Source organism: Methanofastidiosum sp. (assembly GCA_013178285.1).
GTDB lineage: Archaea > Methanobacteriota_B > Thermococci > Methanofastidiosales > Methanofastidiosaceae > Methanofastidiosum.
This window is the reverse complement of the sequence record JABLXD010000035.1, coordinates 1-18263: the sequence shown is the minus strand read 5'-3', so window position 1 is coordinate 18263 and position 18263 is coordinate 1. Positions and strand designations below refer to the sequence as shown.

Below are 18263 nucleotides of genomic sequence, written 5' to 3'. Positions count from 1 at the left end.
AGATAGAATTTTAGATCTTTTTGAAAAAGTAAAAAGAAAATACAAAGAAGTTTTAGATGAAAATGATAACATTACTCTGGATGCGAATTCTGTGGCTTATGTAGTGGGTGAATTGCAAAATTATTGCCTTATTGAAGCAGAAAGAGATATTATAGCTGATGCATTTGAAACTTTTATAGGACATGCTTTGAAAGGTGGGCAAGGACAATTTTTTACCCCCAGAAATGTTATAAAAATGATGGTTGATATTTTAGATCCAAATGACGAAGATTTAGTTATAGATCCAGCTTGTGGTAGTGGAGGTTTTTTGATTGAGGCTTTGAGACACGTTTGGAGAAAACTAGATTCTGAAGGGGAAAAATATCATTGGAACAAAAGTAATCTTCAAGAGGAAAAAATGGAAGTTGCTTTGAACAAAATAAGAGGCATTGATAAAGATTATTTCTTATCAAAAGTTGCTAAAGCGTATATGGCGATAATTGGGGATGGTAAAAGCGGTATTTTTTGTGAGGATAGTTTGGAAATCCCTCAAAATTGGGATTCAACTACTAGAACTAAAATACACTTAAACGATTTTAGTGTTCTTTTAACTAATCCCCCTTTCGGTTCAAAAATTCCTGTTCGTGGTGATGATAAATTAAAACAATTCGAACTTGGGCATGAATGGAAATTCAATAAAAAAATATCAACATGGGAAATGGGAAAAATAAAAGATAGCGAAGCCCCTCAAATAATATTTATTGAAAGAAGTTTACAACTATTAAAAAATGGCGGGAGAATGGCAATAGTATTACCCGATGGAATATACGGTAACTCTCAATTGGCTTACATTCGGGCTTGGCTTCTTGAAAAAACAAGAATAGTCGCAATAATAGATGTTCCAGTTGAAACTTTTATGCCAAATACGCCAACTAAAACTACAATTTTAGTACTACAAAAAATGCTAAAAAATGAAATTCCTGAAGATTACCCAATTTTTATGGCTATTGCAGATACCTGTGGGCATGATAGAAGGGGCAAACATAAAGAAGAAGATGATATTTCGCATATTGCGGATGAGTTTAAAAAATGGTCAAAAATAAATAATTTTAGTTTTTAGGTTATAAAAATGTTAAAATTAGTAACTATCAATAAATTAGAAATAGAAAAAGAAAAATGGACTCCTAAATATTCATATATTTTAAAAAAACTGGAAAATTCGCCTAATTCAATTTTACTTAGGGAGTTTCTGGAAAAAGGTCCAATTAACGGTATTGATGTAAGAGATTATACGGAAAAGGGAAAAAATTATATTAGAATTTCTGATATGAAAAGATTTTTTTTATCTTATTCTGATATAAAAAAAGTCGAAATAAGTGGAATACCACAAAAAATCAGGTTAAAACAAAATGATATCCTTTTTTCAAGGAAAGGTACACCAGGTATATCCTTAATAGTTACTGAAGAAGATATTGATGATCTAATTGGAACAGAAGCTATTTTACTAAGGATCAAAGAAGAATCGGATCCTTATTACTTAATAGCTTTTTTAAATTCTAAAGTATTTTATGAACAGGTTTTAAATAATCTATCCGGAGCCGTTTCTCCAGGTATAAATCATCCAACTTTAAAAAAGTTAAAAATTTTATATGACGAAATACTTATTGAAAAAGTTTCAGGAAAGGTTAAGAAATCAATAGTTTTGCAAAATCAGGCAAATATAATCATAAAACAAGCACAGTCACTTTTATATAAAAAACTTGATATTGATTTTTCTAAAATTGCAATAGAAAAATATTATTCTGTAAACCTATCAAGTTTTTCGAAAGTTGACCTTTGGACTCCTGCATATTCTTACCCATTTTATATAAATATACTAAAAATTATCCAAAACAAATTCCCTACCATCCCAATTAGAGAAATAGCCATAGTAAAAAAGGGCGATGAAGTGGGAAGTATTAATTATAACAAATATTTGGATAAAAAAAATAGTGATATTCCATTCATTAGAACATCAGATCTTGTTAACTATGAAGTTGACCAATTTCCAGACTATTACATCCCTGATGAGATATACCAAGAGCTAAAACAAGATATTAAAGCTGGCGATATCTTATTTACTAATGATGGTAAAATTGGACTTGCAGCAATGCTTACTTCACAAGATAAAATAATTTTGCAAAGCCATGTAAAAAGATTGAGATTAAAAAAAGAGGCTATTGAAAAATATAATTTCACACAAGAATTTTTATTTTTAATTTTAACGCTAAAAGAAATCGCGATATACCAAGCAGAAAGATATACAGTAATCCAATCAACAATACCGACAATTTCCAATTATATTTTAGATTTTGAAATTCCCATTTTAGATAAAGATTCTATTGAGGAAATTACAAAATTAGTAAAACAAGCTTTCAAATTGAAAGAAGAGAAGAAAATATTGTTAAATGAAGTAAGAGAATTAATTGACAATTATTTTGAGATATAAAAAATCTATATTGGTCCCTGAACAAGATATTTTTTAAGTATTATATTTAATGATCTTATATTGCCCTATCTTAATTATTAAATGTTTAAAATAAAACACAAATGTATAATTTATTCGCATAATTAGCCTTATGCGCAATATTTAATTAGAAATAATTTATTGAAATTATAATAATTGTAGAGGTTATCTATTCAAAAAATCTTCAAAGAATTTAATAAATTCTTTATCGACTAGACTCATAGTTATTTTTGACCTATCTGTCTCCTTTTTTATTTTTTCATATTCTGTTTTTAAAAACTTCTTTTGTTCATCGCCCGATAGGAAATAAAGAAAAGAGGTATTTCCACTAATATCAGTAGAATCAAATATAAGTTCAAGGAATACCTCATTTTCCTTTTTGGTATTTTGCATTTTAACTTGACATCTCCAAATATATTTGGGCATGCAATCAGTTAATATTTTTGTTCTAATGGCTATAGGAAGTTTATCATCCTTAAGTATTTCTTCCTTAAATTTATTCGAAGTATACAAAAATATGTCCCAAATAATCTTTGTTTTAATTATACTTTTAATAAATGCATTAATTCTATTAGCTTCTTTATAGATGTTAGTATAATTAATTCTAATTTTTTCATATAAAGGAATAATTAATACATGGGGGATAACTTCTTTATTTTCTGAGTTTCTTGAATTAATATCTTCATCGTCCGTGTCTGGGTACTCCAATTCTAGCCTTATCCCGGGCTTAGAGGATACATATTTATCTGAAAAAGAATAAAGCGGGATAAGTTTAACATTTTTCATAAGTTTTTTAATTTCCTTGATATCTTCGTCCTCTCCGTCTTCGTTGTCCCCATCATCTCCTTTGTAGCTTTGATATTTAATAAAAACTTTTGGTACATTTTCTTCGGATTTCTCTTTTATGAATACTCGACTAAAAGGCCCTATTTGATCGTCATGAATATATAACTCAGAAATATTATCAGACACAATCTCAAAATCTATTTCTTTTTCAACTTCTCCATTATCTTTTGGAGTTGGATCCTCTAATTTATATCCAGTTATGGTTACGGCATGATATTTATTATCTGGCCTTAAAAATCCCATTATTATTGGTAAATGCATTTTTAAGTAAGAATGAATTATGCCCAAAAAACTTTTTTTATCTTCAACACTAAATGTTTCATAAGTTAAGCCAACATGTCTAATAGCGTCGCATATTTGTTCAGGAGCTAATCCTTGTGAGGGGATGACTCTATTTCTATCTATTATATTCAAAGTAGCAGATTTTGTTATCTGACCGGGTGAAGGAATATAATGTCCAAAGATTTCTGAGGTCTGATGGAATGCACACCACAAAGAAACAGTCGCACATGCTGCCATAATAGTGTCTTGTTGTTGAAATGCAAGAGTTTCAATATGAAAATTAATACCAAAAAGATTAGAATAATATTTTTTTACAGAATAAAAATGTCTGTTTTCTTTTTCGGGGTAGTGTTTTATGCAAGTCTTACCAATTACTTTGTCAGGTAAAGGCTTTATTACAGTAAAACCTAAATAACTATTTTTTATTTCATCTATTTTTCCCTCTTGTTTAGACGGAGTTTCAATTATCTTAGAGATTGTATCTTTGTCTAGTTTACATGAAAAAAAATGAGCCCTCTTACATTTTCTATTATAATTTTTAGAACATCGGACATAAAAATCTTGATAATCCATTAAATAGTCTCTATCAATATAACTATTTTCTACTAAAATACTTTTACACCCTAAATACGAAAGATAACGTTTTAGATACCATATTTGAATACTCTTTCGAGTATTTTTCTCAATGGAATCTTTATTTAAAAATAAGCCATGAAAATCAATAGCACTAAAATCTTCGATAATAGAGAAGGGTTCTTCAATAATTTGTTCTGACATGGGATAATCAGATGTTAAATTTTTGTTTCCAAATAGTTAGAGGCATTTCTTCAATTTTCTCTAAGTTTTCCTCAAATTCCTTTATATTTTTTAATGCTCTTTCGAATAAATTTGAATCAAACTTGTCTCTAGTTTCTATAACAAATTCTCCACAACTAACACGTGCCATCTTTATATCCCCTAGTATAGATTTATATGTTCTTGCATAAATTGCGATTTATATCTTTATAAAGGTTTCTAAACATAAACCTTTTAGTTTTTATTATACAAGGAAAGTAATATTTAATATATAAATATTACTATATTATACTTAATCTTTGTCTTTTATTGAATTTAAATATTTAATAATAATTATAAATCTAAATATTGAAGGAGAAGATATGCAGACATATGCTTTATGGATTGGATTTTAATTAATGGTTAGTTTTAAAAGAAATATCTGGCATTTGGAAGAAGACTATATTGTTTCAGTTGCACCTATAATGGTATAGGTCTATCTTATCGGGTATTCAATATCTGTATAATTAGTTCCATTTTTATATACTTTTTAGAAACTTCTAAATTTAAGATCAGAAAATACAGATGCAAAGATTGAAAATAAAAAAAGGCGATGAAATTATCTGGTTTGATAAAGAAATATATGAAAAAATCAATTTTTATGACAGAATATGTTTATAAATAGTATTATATATTATTAATAGTAATGTTTGTTTTAAAAAAAAGCAAATGGCCATTATATACGATTATAGTTTTATTATTTATTATGCTTATTGCTTCAATCTTAATTCTTAATGCAAATAGGAATGTAGAATATATTGAAACTGAACTCAACAGTAATATAGTTGGAGAAAATTCAACTAGTTATCCCTTTAGTGGGACTATTTCATTAAAAAGTAATGATCCTTATGTTCTTATTGAAATACAAGAAAATGATCTATATAAAAAAGAATTGAATGTATTTTTCTATGTTCATTCAACATCAAAAGATAGTAATTTTACAACAAATGAAATTAGAGATATAAAAATTAACAGTTCTAAATATGATTTAACATTAAAAAAAGATGTAGATTATTTCATTAACGAAAACGAATTGAAGATAAAATTTAATCAAAAAGAGATATCAGATTACCCAAATGAAAACATGTACATATATATCTACAGAGAAGGCGATTATCATTATGTTTGGTTTAAGGATATAAGACTTAGGATTATTTCAAATGACCACAGGTATATGGTTTTTTTTGATCCACATTTCCAAGTTTCTAATTATAATAAAGGCGATCTGGATGTATTTCACCATGGATTGAGGGTAGAAGGAATCCATCAAGTTGATTATTATAATGTTCTCCTTCATTATTATCCTGATGCATATATTGCCATGAGCCTTTTTATTGGATTAATTACTATCTTATCATTTATTATAGGGTTCTTAGGATTAGTTCATGAACAAGAAAGAGAAGATAGGTATGACATATATCAAAATATGAAATAAATGAATCCATACATCCCTAATTATTCAATTAATGGACATCATTTTCTAAGGTAGATATACTATTTATTAAATATAAAAAATTAAAATTCAGGACATGCTTTCTCATAGCCTTTCATAATCATTCTAGTATTCTCATGGACATAGCCTTCAGTAGTTTTAATGTTTGAATGGCCCATTATGCTCTTTAGAATAAGGACATCTCCACCGTTTTCAATGAACTGGGTGGCAAAGGTATGCCTGAGCTGGTAAGGTGTGACTCTTTTTATTCTAGCCTTTTTACAATATTTTTTCAATGCAAATCTATATGCGAACAAAGTCATTGGAGTTTTTTCTCTGAAAGAATAGAATAGTGATGGGCAATCATCTTTTCTTTTGGCAAGATACTTTCTCAAGGCCATCATAGGTTTTTTATGAATTGGAACTATGCGGTCCTGGTATGTTTTCGTATTTTTTACTATGATTGTACCTTTGTCAAGGTCAATGTCTTCCTTTTTTAGGGCCAAAATTTCTGTAGGCCTTAAGCCAGTATACAGGTGAGTCAAAATTAAGGCCAAATCTCTATCGTTGTCTATTTTGTCCAAAATCTTCCATACGTCTTCAGGCTCTATTGACTGTCTTCTCTTATGGTGAACTCTAGGTGGTTTATAATCAAATTTATACCCTTTGAATTCGCACAGATATTTTATTGCATAATAGGCACTGTGTTTGCTTGAAGAGGAATGTCTGTTAGAATCAAGTATTTCAAAATAGAACTCATGGAGTCTATCTTCAGACCAATCCATCCATCCCTTTGGCAGCCTTGTAATTAAATTCATTGAGGTTGAGCTTGCAAGTTTTTTATTTCCCCTAAGAAACCTATAGAAATCTTCTTCCAAAGGGATTCCCTCCAAGGTATCTTATTATTAGGGCCAGATTGACTAAACTATATATAAAAAAAGCTTTATTATAAGGTTTATTTTTAAAATAAATCATATTTTGCCTCCTTTTTAGTTTTAGGCAAAATACAGACTTAAGATCCGGTGACGCAGGTCTTCGAGGGTTCGAATCCCTTCCCCCGCACACTTTCTATTGGGTTTAGGTGGATTTTTGGTTTGATATGATTTATAGTGTGTTTTTGATGGTTTAACTTTAATTATTTTATAATCTATTTTCTTATCTTTTCAGGGACAAATCAATGAAATACCAGTTTACACATTATGCGAGAAACTTAAGAAAATATAAAATTCTGAATAATATAAAATAATTATTATTAGATGATTCTAAAAAATTTAGGATAACCGAAAAACTTATATACTATAAAGAGGGTATAATTAGTGGTGATATTATGGATGGAGAACCTATAAATAAAATATTAGTCCCAGTTGATGGGTCAGAAATGTCTCAAAAAGCCGTAGAATATACTTCTTGGGTTGCTAGTAAAACGGGGGCTAAAGTAGTGCTGCTACATGTCGTCGATGCAGATAAATTAAAACTTACATACGAAGCGATGGATAGATTCACCCCAGAATGGGAAGACAAAATAAAGGGAACTGATGATGTTAAGAGGTACTCTCCATTTTTTGAAGAGCAACTCAAATGCATGCTTGATGATCCAATATGCAGAAGAGGGAATAATATTCTGAAGGAAATGAACAAATTTGCAGAAAAGATAGGAATCAAGCCCAAAACTATTCTAAAACTGGGTAGAGTTGCAGATACCATTTTACAAGTTGCAGAAGACGAAAAATGCGACCATATCATAATTGGCACAACAGGTTTAACTGGAATTAAAAGTCTTTTAATGGGGCATGTAACAAGTGAAGTTGTAAAATATGCTCCTTGTAGAGTAACTGTTGTCAGATAATTATATTTTTATTTTTATTATTATTTTTTAAAAAAATATAAATGTAAAAATTATACTTTTATATTTGCATTTTCAGATTGGTGGCGTTGAACTTCTTCTATTTCAATGTCTAAAAAGTAATTAATTACAGTTCTGATGGCAACTATTGCCCCCAATATTCCAACTTCTTCTAAACTTGGCTTGAGAATTGTTCTAATTATATCTGCAGCTATAAGAAATTCCAATCCAAGTAGTAGATAGGTTCCAAGTGTTAACCTGAGTATATCCGTATCTTTTAAAGAAATGAACCCGTTCATTCTTTTTTTCTCAATTCTAAGAAATTTAATCGATGAAACTAAACTACCATAAACAATTACAAGTATACCAATTAACCCAATTGCCCAAGCAATATATTCAACTACAATAACAAACATTATTTCATCTCACACTACTTTATAGAAAGTATCATATATTACTTTTACGATTAAACAAATAGGATATAAAGATAAAAATACATATGATTTGGTGATATCTTGCTTGAACAGGATAAGAGAAGAAAAAAAGTTGCTCTTGTTGCGAATTGTCTTTTAAATCAGAATGCAAAAGTAAATGGATTTGCATTTTTCCCAGACATGCTGTGGGAGCTAGTAGAAATATTACATAAATATGAATATGGAATCCTTCAGCTTCCATGTCCTGAAACAGTTTATGCCGGACTTAGAAGATGGTGGTATGTTAGGGAACAATATGACAATGCAAAGTTTAGAGATGTTTGTAAAGAGGCTATTCGGCCAGTATTAGATCAAGTTGAAGCACTTATTAAAGATGGGTGCAAAGTTGTATTGATAGGTCTTGATGGTAGCCCCTCATGCGGAGTAAGATCAAGTGGCTCGGATCCAAGGTGGGGTGGAAAGCCTGAGATAGAATTGGGAGATTATCCTCAGACCAATAAATCAGGGATATTCATTGAAGTCTTAAAACAAGAAATTCATCAAAGAGGTCTACCCCAACTTAGAGAGATTGGCGCAGGATTTGATATGCCAAATTTTGATAAATCAAAGATATCAAAAGAGATAGAAGACTTCTTGAAAGATTAGTATCCATAGAATGGTGATTAGAGCTAGACTTTCTAATTTAATGAAACAATTGGTGATATTAAATCAATATTTATCTATTTTAGTAAAAATAAATTGCTTTTAATATAAAATATCGATTTTTAATTGCTTTTTTAAATATATAATCATGATTGAACGAAAGACTTAAATAGAACAATTACAATATAAAGATGTCCAACATGCTCATTTGAAAATGCATGTTAGGAAAATGGAGGAAATTAAATGGTATGTCCTGCAACTAAGTTAGCTGGAAAAGATATGATATCTACTCAAGAATGGACTAAAGAAGGACTAGATACAGTTCTCGCAATAGCTGACAGATTAAAAGAGATGTGGGCCTGTGGCCACATGCCTCAAATTCTCGATAGAAAAACTCTCTTTATGATGTTCTACAACTCCTCTCTTAGAACAAGGAACTCATTTGAAGTAGGAATGACCCAATTAGGAGGTCATGCACAGTTCTTGGACTCTTCAAACTCCTATGTTCCAATTGACTCATTAGAGTCAGCACCAGGAAGAGAAAGAGTAAAAGATACAGCCCAAGTTCTTGACAGATATGGAGAGGGATTAGCAATTAGAGTATTTGGTAAGCCAGTAAATATGGTCTATGGTGCTGGAAATCAAATGATTAGAAACTTTGCAAAATATTGTTCTATACCTGTTCTAGATATGGATTGTGATATGTACCACCCACACCAAGCATTGTGTGACCTTATGACTTTAAGAGAAAAGTTTGGCCCTCATAATTTAAAGGGTAAGAAGTTTGTCATGAGCTGGGCAACTGCCCCAAGTCCATGGAAACCTCTTGCTGTTGCACACTCTAACATTGAACTTATGACAAGATATGATATGGATGTTACCGTAGCATATCCAAAAGAATTCCCGCTTGATGAAAGAATTCTTAAAAATGCCAAAGAAAATGCTGAAGAATGTGGAAGAACTTTTGAAATTGTTCATGATATGGATGAAGCATTTGAAGGTGCAGATGTTGTATATCCAAAAGGTTGGACAAGCATAAACTATCTTCCAACATTAGCCGATCCAAAGAAGAAGGCAGATGAAGAGAAGATCCTTTCATTACTTAAGAAGTACGAAGATGAGAAATCTTGGACATGCAATGCAGATAGAATGAAGAAGACAAACAATGCATACTACATGCACTGTCTACCTGCTGATGTAAAAGATGGATGGGAAGTTACTCCTGAAGTCATCGACGGTCCAAGAAGTATCGTAATTGATGAAGCAGAGAACAGGTTGCACGTACAGAAGGGTGTTCTCGCTGCAGTATTGGGCGGAAGAGTATAATTTAATATTTTATTTTATTTTTAAATTTTAAATAGGAAAAGGTGATTTTATCGAAACTATTGTTGTTGCACTAGGTGGAAACGCTATAAAACAAGCTGACGAAAAAGGAACTCATGAAGAGCAGTTCAGAAACGTCGAAATTGCTTGTGAAGCTATTTTAAAATTGATAAAAGATGGGTATGAAGTTGTGATTACACATGGCAATGGGCCTCAGTCAGGGAACTTAATGGTTCAGCAGGATGCTGCTACCAATATCGTCCCTCCAATGCCTATGGATGCAGTAGGCGCCATGACACAAGGACAAATAGGATACATGATACAACAAACTCTTCAAAACATGATGAAGAAGGAGAAAATGAGCATACCTGTAGCAACTGTTGTTACACAAGTAGTAGTATCAAAAGATGATCCCGATTTCCAAGATCCTTCAAAACCTGTCGGTAATTTCTTCACAGAAGCCGAAGCAAAAAAAATTGCTGCCGATACTGGATATGTAATTGATCCAAAACCAGGCCAAGATCATATTGATAAGAAGATGAAGGGCCATGTCATCAAGAAAGTTAAACCTACAGGAGATAAACCATATAGAAGGGTTGTTCCGTCACCAGACCCTGTAAGACCTGCAGAAGCTGAAGCAATCAAAAAACTTGTTGACAGCAATGTTGTTGTTATTGCATCAGGTGGCGGGGGAGTACCCGTTGTAGAGGATAAAAATGGCATGCTAATGGGAATTGATGGTGTTATTGACAAAGATAAGGCCGGAGAAAGGCTTGCTGAAGCTGTTAAAGCTGACATCTTTTTAGTCCTAACAGATGTAGAAGTTGCTTATTTGAACTTTGGAAAGCCTGAACAAAAAGCAGTTAATAAGATGACTGTTGCAGAAGCTAAGAATTACTTAAAAGAAGGCCATTTCCTAGCAGGAAGTATGGGCCCAAAGGTATTAGCTTGTATAAGATTCATTGAAGAAGCAAAGGGAAAGAAAGCCATTATTACATCTCTTAACAAAGCAGAAGATGCTTTAAAAGGAAAGACAGGAACTACCATTGTTCCTTAAGGAGAAGGGTAAAAAATGGGAATGATAGTAAAATATGAAAAAGATACAACTACTTTCACTCCAAACCTTCACTTTGACTGTGACTCACGCTGGTACTTTAAAAAGGGTGAGCCAACAGGCACAATGTCCATCCTAAGATCTGATTTCAAGAAAGGAGGATGGGCCGACTGGCATGATCATGCAAGCGCAGATCAAGCATATTACGTCATAGAAGGAAAAGTAAGGGTCTGGATGGATAGTGAAGATAATTTTGCAGATTTAGGGCCCGGAGATATGGTAATATTCCCTATGGGGAGAAAACATAAATTAAAAAATATGACCGACGGGGATCTATCTCTTGTGGCAATAAATGCACCAGCTTTATAATTTTATTTTTTATTTTATAAATATTGGATTATTTTTTCTTCTATCAATTACAAAACCTATATAAGGAATAAATTTAATCAGATTTTTATGAAATATGTGGTAGTTACCGGAGGAGTTATTTCTGGTCTGGGAAAAGGGGTGACTACCGCCTCCATAGCAAAAATCATTCAATCGATGGGACATAAAGTTACTGTTGTAAAAATTGATCCTTATGTTAATGTTGATGCAGGGACTATGTCTCCTTTTGAGCATGGAGAAGTTTTTGTTTTAGATGATGGAGGAGAGGTAGACCTAGACCTCGGAAATTATGAAAGATTTCTAAATATTCAACTTACAAAAGCACATAATATAACAACTGGGAAAGTCTATCTTAAAGTAATTGAAAAAGAAAGAAAGGGAGATTATCTCGGCAAAACAGTACAGATTATTCCCCACATTACTGATGAAATAAAGACTGAAATAAGAAATGTTGCAAAAGGTCATGATGTGACTGTTATCGAAGTTGGGGGAACAGTAGGAGATATTGAGAGTATGCCTTTCCTTGAGGCTTTAAGACAACTTTCAATTGAAGAGGATGTAGTTTTTATTCATGTTACTCTTGTGCCAAATCTTACTGTTGTTGGGGAGCCAAAGACTAAACCAACTCAGCATTCAGTTAAAGCCTTAAGAGAAGTGGGTATAAGCCCACATATTATTGTATGTAGAAGCGTAGAAAAATTAAATGAGAAATCCAAGGAAAAAATAGCACTGTTTACAAATGTTAGAGTTGACCATGTTATTAGTGCACCTGATGTTGAGGATATACATTACATCCCACTTATTTTTAATGAAGAAAGAATAGGCCAGAAAATTTTAGATCAATTTAAGATGGATGGAAAACCAAATCTTACATTATGGAAATCTATTCTTTGTAAAGATTATAAAAAAGACGTTAATCTTGCAATTGTAGGTAAATATGCTGACCTTCATGATTCGTATCTTAGCATATCTCAGGCGATTAAACATGCTTCCTTCAAAACTTGTTTTAAAACACAAATTTCATGGATTGAGGCAGAGGATTTTGAAAATAAAGAGATATCAGACGAATTAGATAAATTTGACGGAGTCTTAGTACCTGGAGGATTCGGATCCAGGGGTATAGAAGGTAAAATAAACGTGATAAAATACGCAAGAGAGAATAATATTCCTTATTTAGGTATATGCCTTGGCTTTCAACTTGCCGTTATAGAATATGCAAGAAATGTATGCAATCTTAAAAATGCAAATACAACTGAAGTTTGTGATACATCACATCCCGTTATTGACTTACTTCCAGAACAGAAAATAATTTCAGCTAAGGGTGGAACTATGAGGCTTGGAGCTTCGGAGATTCTCCTTGACAAAGGGTCATCTATTCATTCATTATATAATGCCGATAAGATTTATGAGAGGCATAGACATAGATATGAAGTAAACAGAGATTACCTAGATGCTCTTCTTAAAGATAAGAGGCTTTTATTTACGGGTAAATCCCCAAATGGACTTATGGAAGTTCTTGAAATTAAGGGACACCCTTTCTTCTTGGGAACTCAATTCCATCCCGAATTTAAATCAAGAGTCGAATCAGTTGCCCCAACGTTTTATGGTCTTGTAAAAGCAATGGGTGAAAGAAAATGAACGTTAAATCTTCTGTAAAGAATATTATATCCGAGATAAGTTCTGTTATGGAAGAGATTGATGAGAACACAGTAGAAGAAGTAATATCTGAAATATTAAAAGCAAATAAAATATTCATTGTTGGAGCCGGTAGAAGTGGTCTTGTTGGAAAAGCTTTTGCTATGAGGCTTATGCAGATAGGCCTTAGGGTTTATGTTGTAGGAGAAACTATAACTCCTTCAATGGAAGAGGGAGACTTACTTATTGCAATATCTAACTCCGGAGAAACAAGAAGTGTATGCTTAGCTTCACAAATAGCCATGAGCATTAAGGGAAATATAGTTGGAATCACATCTAATAAGAACTCTAGACTGGCCAAGAAAGCTACAAAATCAATAATAATAGATACAAAACATAGAACTGATCCTAATAGATTCGTCCAAAAAGGATTTCACAATGAAGTCCCTTCATTTGCCCCACTAGGTACGCTATTTGAAGTGTCTACTTTCCTATTCTTTGAAGGATTAATAGGGTCACTAATGGAAAGGATGAATAGAAAAGAAGAAGATCTCAAAAAAATGCATTCCGTCCTTGAATAAACGAAATATTTTAATAATATCGATTTTAAGTAAATTAGAGGGACCGTGGGGTAGCTTGGCCCATCCTTTTGGCTTCGGGAGCCAGAAACCTGAGTTCAAATCTCGGCGGTCCCATTAAATATATAAATATAAACCTCCATAATCGATAAGGAATCTTATTTTTTTGATTAGAAATAATCTTGAGGTGTAATTTAATGACTGATAAGTTAAGAGATGAAATAATGGATAAAATAAAAAATGCAACTGGAACTAAACCCAGTTTTTGTGTGATAGGTGCCGGAAATGGCGGCCTTGCGATGGCAGGATATCTTGCATATTATGGTTTTTCAGTTAATATATGGACTAGAGATAAGGTTAAGATGGAAGCATTGGCAGCTTCAGGGGGAATCGAAGTTGAAGGGAAAATCGAAGGATTTGGAGAACTTAACAAAATAGACCAAGATTTTCAGAAAGCAATTGAAGGTGTAGATATAATAATGGTCGTCATACCTGCAAATGGCCATAGAGAGATTGGTGAAAAACTTGTTAAATATGTGAGGTCTGGTCAAACTATTGTTCTAAACCCAGGCAGAACGGGCGGAGCATTAGAACTTTACAACATGTTTAGGAAAGCAGGAAAAATAAGAGAGGATCTTATTATTGCTGAAGCTCAGACTTTCTTATTCGTTGCTAGGAAACTCGGGGTCCACAAAGTGAGAATATTTGATATTAAAAGGTCAGTTCCAGTTTCAGCGGTTAGATCATATAAGAATCCTGATCTTATTAAAAAATTGAGAATGGCATTTCCACAGTTTACCCCCACATCAGACGTTCTCCATACAAGTTTGGGAAATGTTGCAGTTATGTTCCATCCTGGTGTGCTACTACTAAATACTGGATGGGTTGAAAATCATGGTAATTTTGAATATTACTTAGAAGGAATTTCACCAGGAGTTGCCAAAGTATTGGAACATATAGATATGGAAAGGATAAAAATTGCAGAGGCAGTTGGGATAAGAGTTCCATCTTTGAAGGATTGGTTATATTTCTCATATGGCTCTACTGGTGCCGATCTTTACGAATCAGTGCAAACTACACCAGCTTACAAAGGTGTAATGGCACCTTCAACTATCCATCACAGATATATTCTAGAAGACGTTCCAATGAGTCTTGTTCCAATGTCATCAATTGGAAAAAAATTCGGTGTTGAAACAAAATGTATTGATTCTCTTATTAATATAGCATGTTGCCAACAAGAAAGAGATTTTTGGACTGAAGGAAGAACTGTAGACCATATGGGAATTAAGAACTTCGATTTAAAAACGATAAAGAGGTTAATTGCTGGGGAGATAGTATGAGGGCAGTTCTTGCAACAATAGGAAATTGCATCCACGTTCAAGGAATCAAGAATTTCGAGAGTTTGTTGAATAAAAACAATATAGATACAGAGTTTATTGGAGTATGTATTGATATAGAAAATTTAATAAAAATTATACTAACTAAAAAACCTGAAATTGTGGGCCTAAGCTACAGACTTGAACCTGAGAATGCCAAAATATTATTCAAAAAATTAGAAGATTTAATTGAAGAAAATCATATAGTTTCTAGATTTTTTTTTGGTGGAACTCCGGCTGTATGTGAACTCGCTGAAGACTCAGGATTATTTGAAGGAGTTTTTAGAGGTATAGAAACTGAAAATGAAATTCTTGACAAAGTACTTGGAAAAAAGAAAGAGTATAAGTCTAAAGAATATTCCCAAAATCTTTACGAAAGAATAGAAAATTCCTATCCAATCCCATTGATAAGACATCATTTTGGATTGCCTTCACTTGAAAAAACAATAGACGGCGTTAAGGATATTGCAAATAGTAAAACTGTTGACATTATATCAATTGGCCCCGATCAGATTGCTCAAGAATGTTTTTTTAACCAGGATAATGCTTGTAAGGAATTTGAGGGCGGAGGTGGAGTTCCTCTTCGAAAAAAAGAGGATCTAGTGTCTTTATATAAATCATCTAGACTAGGAAATTTTCCACTTTTGAGATGTTATGCTGGAACAAATGATTTGATAAAATGGGGAAGTATGTTAAAAGAAACAATTAATAATGCGTGGGGTGCTATACCTCTTTTTTGGTATTCTGAACTTGATGGAAGGTCTAAAAGAGATTTAATTAGTGCAATAAGTGAAAATCAAAAAACTATAAAATGGCATGCGGATAATCATGTCCCCGTAGAAATTAATGATTCCCATCAATGGGCCCTTAGAAAAACAACAGACCCTATTGAAGTTGCCTCTGCTTATATTGCAACATATAATGCAAAAAAATTAGGTGTTAGGCATTATATTCAACAATTTATGATGAATGTTCCTCCAGAGATATCCCTAGAGATGGATATTGCAAAAATGTTGGCTAAGTTGGAGCTTATTTTGGAATTATCAAATGATGGATTTACTATCTTAAGGATGATAAGAACAGGCCTTGCTTCTCTTTCAGTAGATGAAGATATAGCCAAGGGAGAACTTGCTTCATCAATTACGATTGGCATGTATTTAAATCCACATATCGTTCATGTTGTTGGTTATTCAGAAGCTTATAATGTTGCAACGCCCGAGGTCATAATTGAAAGCTCAAAAATTGCTAAAGGCGTAATAAAAAATTGTCTGAAAGGTTTACCAGGTATAGAGGATAACAAAAAAATAATAAAAAGAAAAGACGAGATAATCAAGGACACAAAAATAATATTAGAGACAATAAAATCACTTTCTGATAATATTGACACTCTAGCAGATGCCAATGCATTATATAAGGCTGTCAAAATGGGAGTCTTGGATGCAGAAAATTTGAAAGGATTTAATCCTGCAAAAGGAGAGATTAAAACAGCTATAATAGATGGATCTGTTAGATGTATTGATGAAAGTTCTGGAGAAATAATATCTGAGAAGGAAAGAATTAATAGACTAGATATCTAATAGTTATTAACTAATATTTATTAAATAATAACTATTATATAATAAATATTAATTAATATTTTATTTTAAGAGGGCTGGGTCTCTTCTATCTATATATTCTTTTATTGCTTCTTCTACAGTTGAACTTCTTTCTCCAGTATTCAGAGAAACTTTGATTGACCTAGGAATCCCCAATTTATCTTTTATTAATGTGTCAAGCGCATTTACGAGGTCTTCGTCAAGAGAAAAACTCTTAATTATTTTTTTCTTTTTATATTGTGATTTTGGTACTTCATTAGGGGTAAAGCGTTGAGTCATTATCTCTTTTTTTTCTTTCTCATGATCAATTTCTTCCTTAGTGAGGATTACTCTCCTCTGGATCTCTTTCTCTAGATCATTTTTTAAACCATCAGTTAAGGCCATTAAATCCCCTCCAACACCCTTTTACATAATTGAATATAATCATAGGCTCCTCTTGAGTTCAATGAATATTCAAATATTGTTTTACCGTGTGCAAAACTTTCAGATAATTTAGTGTCTATTCTTATATATGGGCTAATAATACCTTGAAAGTGTTCCATACTTTCAAAAAAATCGATGTATTCCTTAGTTCTTTTTACCCTTTCATCAACAAATGTTGGAACAATAAGATCTATCTTCAAGTTTTTTTGGAAGTCTTCTCTTAAATCATAGACGAGCTTGTCTACTTTAAAAAGACCTTTTACAGAAAGATATTCCATTGATACAGGAACGAGTAATTTTTTGCAAAAATTTAAGGCATTTTCATTTAGTATTCCTAATCCAGTCTGACAATCGATAAGAACATAGTCGTAATTAATTCCATCAAGACGCTTTATTAATGCATTTTCTCTATTTCTCCAGCCAACCATTTCAAGCGCCACTTGTGATATAGTTTCATCTGAAGGCAACAAATCCAAATTTTTCCTAGCGCTTACAATACATTCACTGAAAGGTGCTTCATCTTTTAGTAGATGATAAATACTTTTTGTAAATTTAACGCCGAGACATTCTGCATCGTTTCCTTGGTCATCTATATCAATTATTAGTACTTTTTTACCAGTAAGAGCTAAAGCATGTCCTAAATTAATAGTTGTTGTGGTTTTTCCAGTTCCACCTTTCTGATTGTATACTGCAATAGTTTCCAAGATATCACCTATTAGATATTACTTAATATATATCATATAATACATATTATTTATTAATTGATATGTATTAGTTAATAACTATTAAGTATATTTATAAATGTTTTGGCCTTAAATAAGTGATTTTTTCATTGTTTTGAGTAGGGTAATTAGCAAAAAAAGTAGAATTTAAGAGAAGTATATAAACTAATTAATAAAGAAAGAATAATAACTATTATCTAATATATAATAATTAATAAATAATAATTAATAACTATTAATTCATTCTATAATATTCCCATCGGGGTCTACTACGATGCCCTTCATCTCAAGATTTCTTCTTAATCTCCAAAAAGAAGTAGTTGAAATACGTTTTTTTGCTTCTTTAAGGAATTTTTCAGCGTTTTTTGGGCT

General features: G+C 31.9%; 18 protein-coding genes and 1 tRNA gene. 13 read left to right on the top strand and 6 right to left on the bottom strand.

The genetic code is table 11. The features are described from left to right. The coding region (locus HPY60_09640) for an N-6 DNA methylase (protein NPV51441.1) at window positions 1-1099 on the top strand (1099 nt) is incomplete at its 5' end. 9 nt (window positions 1100-1108) lie between these two features. Then, window positions 1109-2467, top strand: a complete 1359-nt coding sequence (locus HPY60_09635; GenBank protein NPV51440.1) for a hypothetical protein — start codon at window positions 1109-1111, stop codon at window positions 2465-2467. 183 nt (window positions 2468-2650) lie between these two features. Here HPY60_09635 and HPY60_09630 read toward each other — a convergent pair whose 3' ends face one another. Further along, a complete protein-coding gene (locus HPY60_09630) occupies window positions 2651-4390 on the bottom strand; it encodes a hypothetical protein (protein ID NPV51439.1) in 1740 nt (579 codons plus the stop codon). A 7-nt stretch (window positions 4391-4397) separates the two neighbouring features. Beyond that, the gene (locus HPY60_09625; protein ID NPV51438.1) at window positions 4398-4559 is read right to left on the bottom strand and encodes a hypothetical protein; all 162 of its coding nucleotides are present in this window, start codon (window positions 4557-4559) and stop codon (window positions 4398-4400) included. A 594-nt stretch (window positions 4560-5153) separates the two neighbouring features. Between HPY60_09625 and HPY60_09620 the strand changes: the two genes are divergently transcribed. Next, window positions 5154-5882 (top strand): hypothetical protein, encoded by a 729-nt coding sequence (locus HPY60_09620; GenBank protein NPV51437.1) that lies wholly within the window; start codon window positions 5154-5156, stop codon window positions 5880-5882. 80 nt (window positions 5883-5962) lie between these two features. On the opposite strand, the gene HPY60_09615 is transcribed toward HPY60_09620, so the two are convergent. Next, window positions 5963-6757: a site-specific integrase gene (locus tag HPY60_09615; protein ID NPV51436.1), complete on the bottom strand. Its 795-nt coding sequence runs from the start codon at window positions 6755-6757 to the stop codon at window positions 5963-5965. A gap of 449 nt (window positions 6758-7206) precedes the next feature. On the opposite strand from HPY60_09615, the gene HPY60_09610 reads away from it, so the two are divergent. Continuing rightward, window positions 7207-7725 carry a universal stress protein gene (locus HPY60_09610; protein ID NPV51435.1) on the top strand — a complete coding sequence of 173 codons (519 nt, stop codon included), beginning with the start codon at window positions 7207-7209 and terminating at the stop codon, window positions 7723-7725. A 50-nt stretch (window positions 7726-7775) separates the two neighbouring features. Here HPY60_09610 and HPY60_09605 read toward each other — a convergent pair whose 3' ends face one another. Further along, window positions 7776-8138, bottom strand: coding sequence for a DUF1622 domain-containing protein (locus HPY60_09605; GenBank protein NPV51434.1), 363 nt, complete (start codon window positions 8136-8138; stop codon window positions 7776-7778). 99 nt (window positions 8139-8237) lie between these two features. On the opposite strand from HPY60_09605, the gene HPY60_09600 reads away from it, so the two are divergent. The 9 genes from HPY60_09600 to HPY60_09560 all read left to right on the top strand — a co-directional run bounded on the left by HPY60_09600 (window position 8238) and on the right by HPY60_09560 (window position 16728). After that, complete coding sequence (locus HPY60_09600) at window positions 8238-8801, top strand: hypothetical protein (protein ID NPV51433.1); 564 nt, start codon at window positions 8238-8240, stop codon at window positions 8799-8801. Window positions 8802-9041: 240 nt separating this feature from the next. After that, window positions 9042-10124, top strand: a complete 1083-nt coding sequence (locus tag HPY60_09595) for an ornithine carbamoyltransferase (GenBank protein NPV51432.1) — start codon at window positions 9042-9044, stop codon at window positions 10122-10124. 49 nt (window positions 10125-10173) lie between these two features. Further along, the gene (arcC, locus tag HPY60_09590; GenBank protein NPV51431.1) at window positions 10174-11178 is read left to right on the top strand and encodes a carbamate kinase; all 1005 of its coding nucleotides are present in this window, start codon (window positions 10174-10176) and stop codon (window positions 11176-11178) included. Window positions 11179-11193: 15 nt separating this feature from the next. After that, on the top strand, window positions 11194-11544 hold the full coding sequence (locus HPY60_09585) for a cupin domain-containing protein (GenBank protein ID NPV51430.1): 351 nt from the start codon (window positions 11194-11196) through the stop codon (window positions 11542-11544). Between the two features lie 87 nt (window positions 11545-11631). Then, window positions 11632-13200, top strand: a complete 1569-nt coding sequence (gene pyrG / locus HPY60_09580) for a CTP synthase (glutamine hydrolyzing) (GenBank protein NPV51429.1) — start codon at window positions 11632-11634, stop codon at window positions 13198-13200. Then, on the top strand, window positions 13197-13778 hold the full coding sequence (hxlB, locus tag HPY60_09575; protein ID NPV51428.1) for a 6-phospho-3-hexuloisomerase: 582 nt from the start codon (window positions 13197-13199) through the stop codon (window positions 13776-13778). The genes pyrG and hxlB overlap by 4 nt, the downstream gene beginning before the upstream one ends. A gap of 39 nt (window positions 13779-13817) precedes the next feature. Then, a tRNA-Pro gene (locus tag HPY60_09570) sits at window positions 13818-13892 on the top strand. 80 nt (window positions 13893-13972) lie between these two features. Next, a complete protein-coding gene (locus HPY60_09565) occupies window positions 13973-15115 on the top strand; it encodes an NADP transhydrogenase subunit alpha (GenBank protein NPV51427.1) in 1143 nt (380 codons plus the stop codon). Next, on the top strand, window positions 15112-16728 hold the full coding sequence (locus HPY60_09560) for a methionine synthase (GenBank protein NPV51426.1): 1617 nt from the start codon (window positions 15112-15114) through the stop codon (window positions 16726-16728). Before HPY60_09565 ends, HPY60_09560 begins: the two co-directional genes overlap by 4 nt. 60 nt (window positions 16729-16788) lie before the next feature. Here the strand turns inward: HPY60_09560 and HPY60_09555 are convergent, their stop codons facing one another. Continuing rightward, window positions 16789-17130: a hypothetical protein gene (locus tag HPY60_09555; GenBank protein ID NPV51425.1), complete on the bottom strand. Its 342-nt coding sequence runs from the start codon at window positions 17128-17130 to the stop codon at window positions 16789-16791. Beyond that, entirely contained in the window at window positions 17130-17873 is a 744-nt protein-coding gene (locus tag HPY60_09550) for a ParA family protein (GenBank protein NPV51424.1), read from the bottom strand. The genes HPY60_09555 and HPY60_09550 overlap by 1 nt, the downstream gene beginning before the upstream one ends. Window positions 17874-18263: the final 390 nt, after the last annotated feature.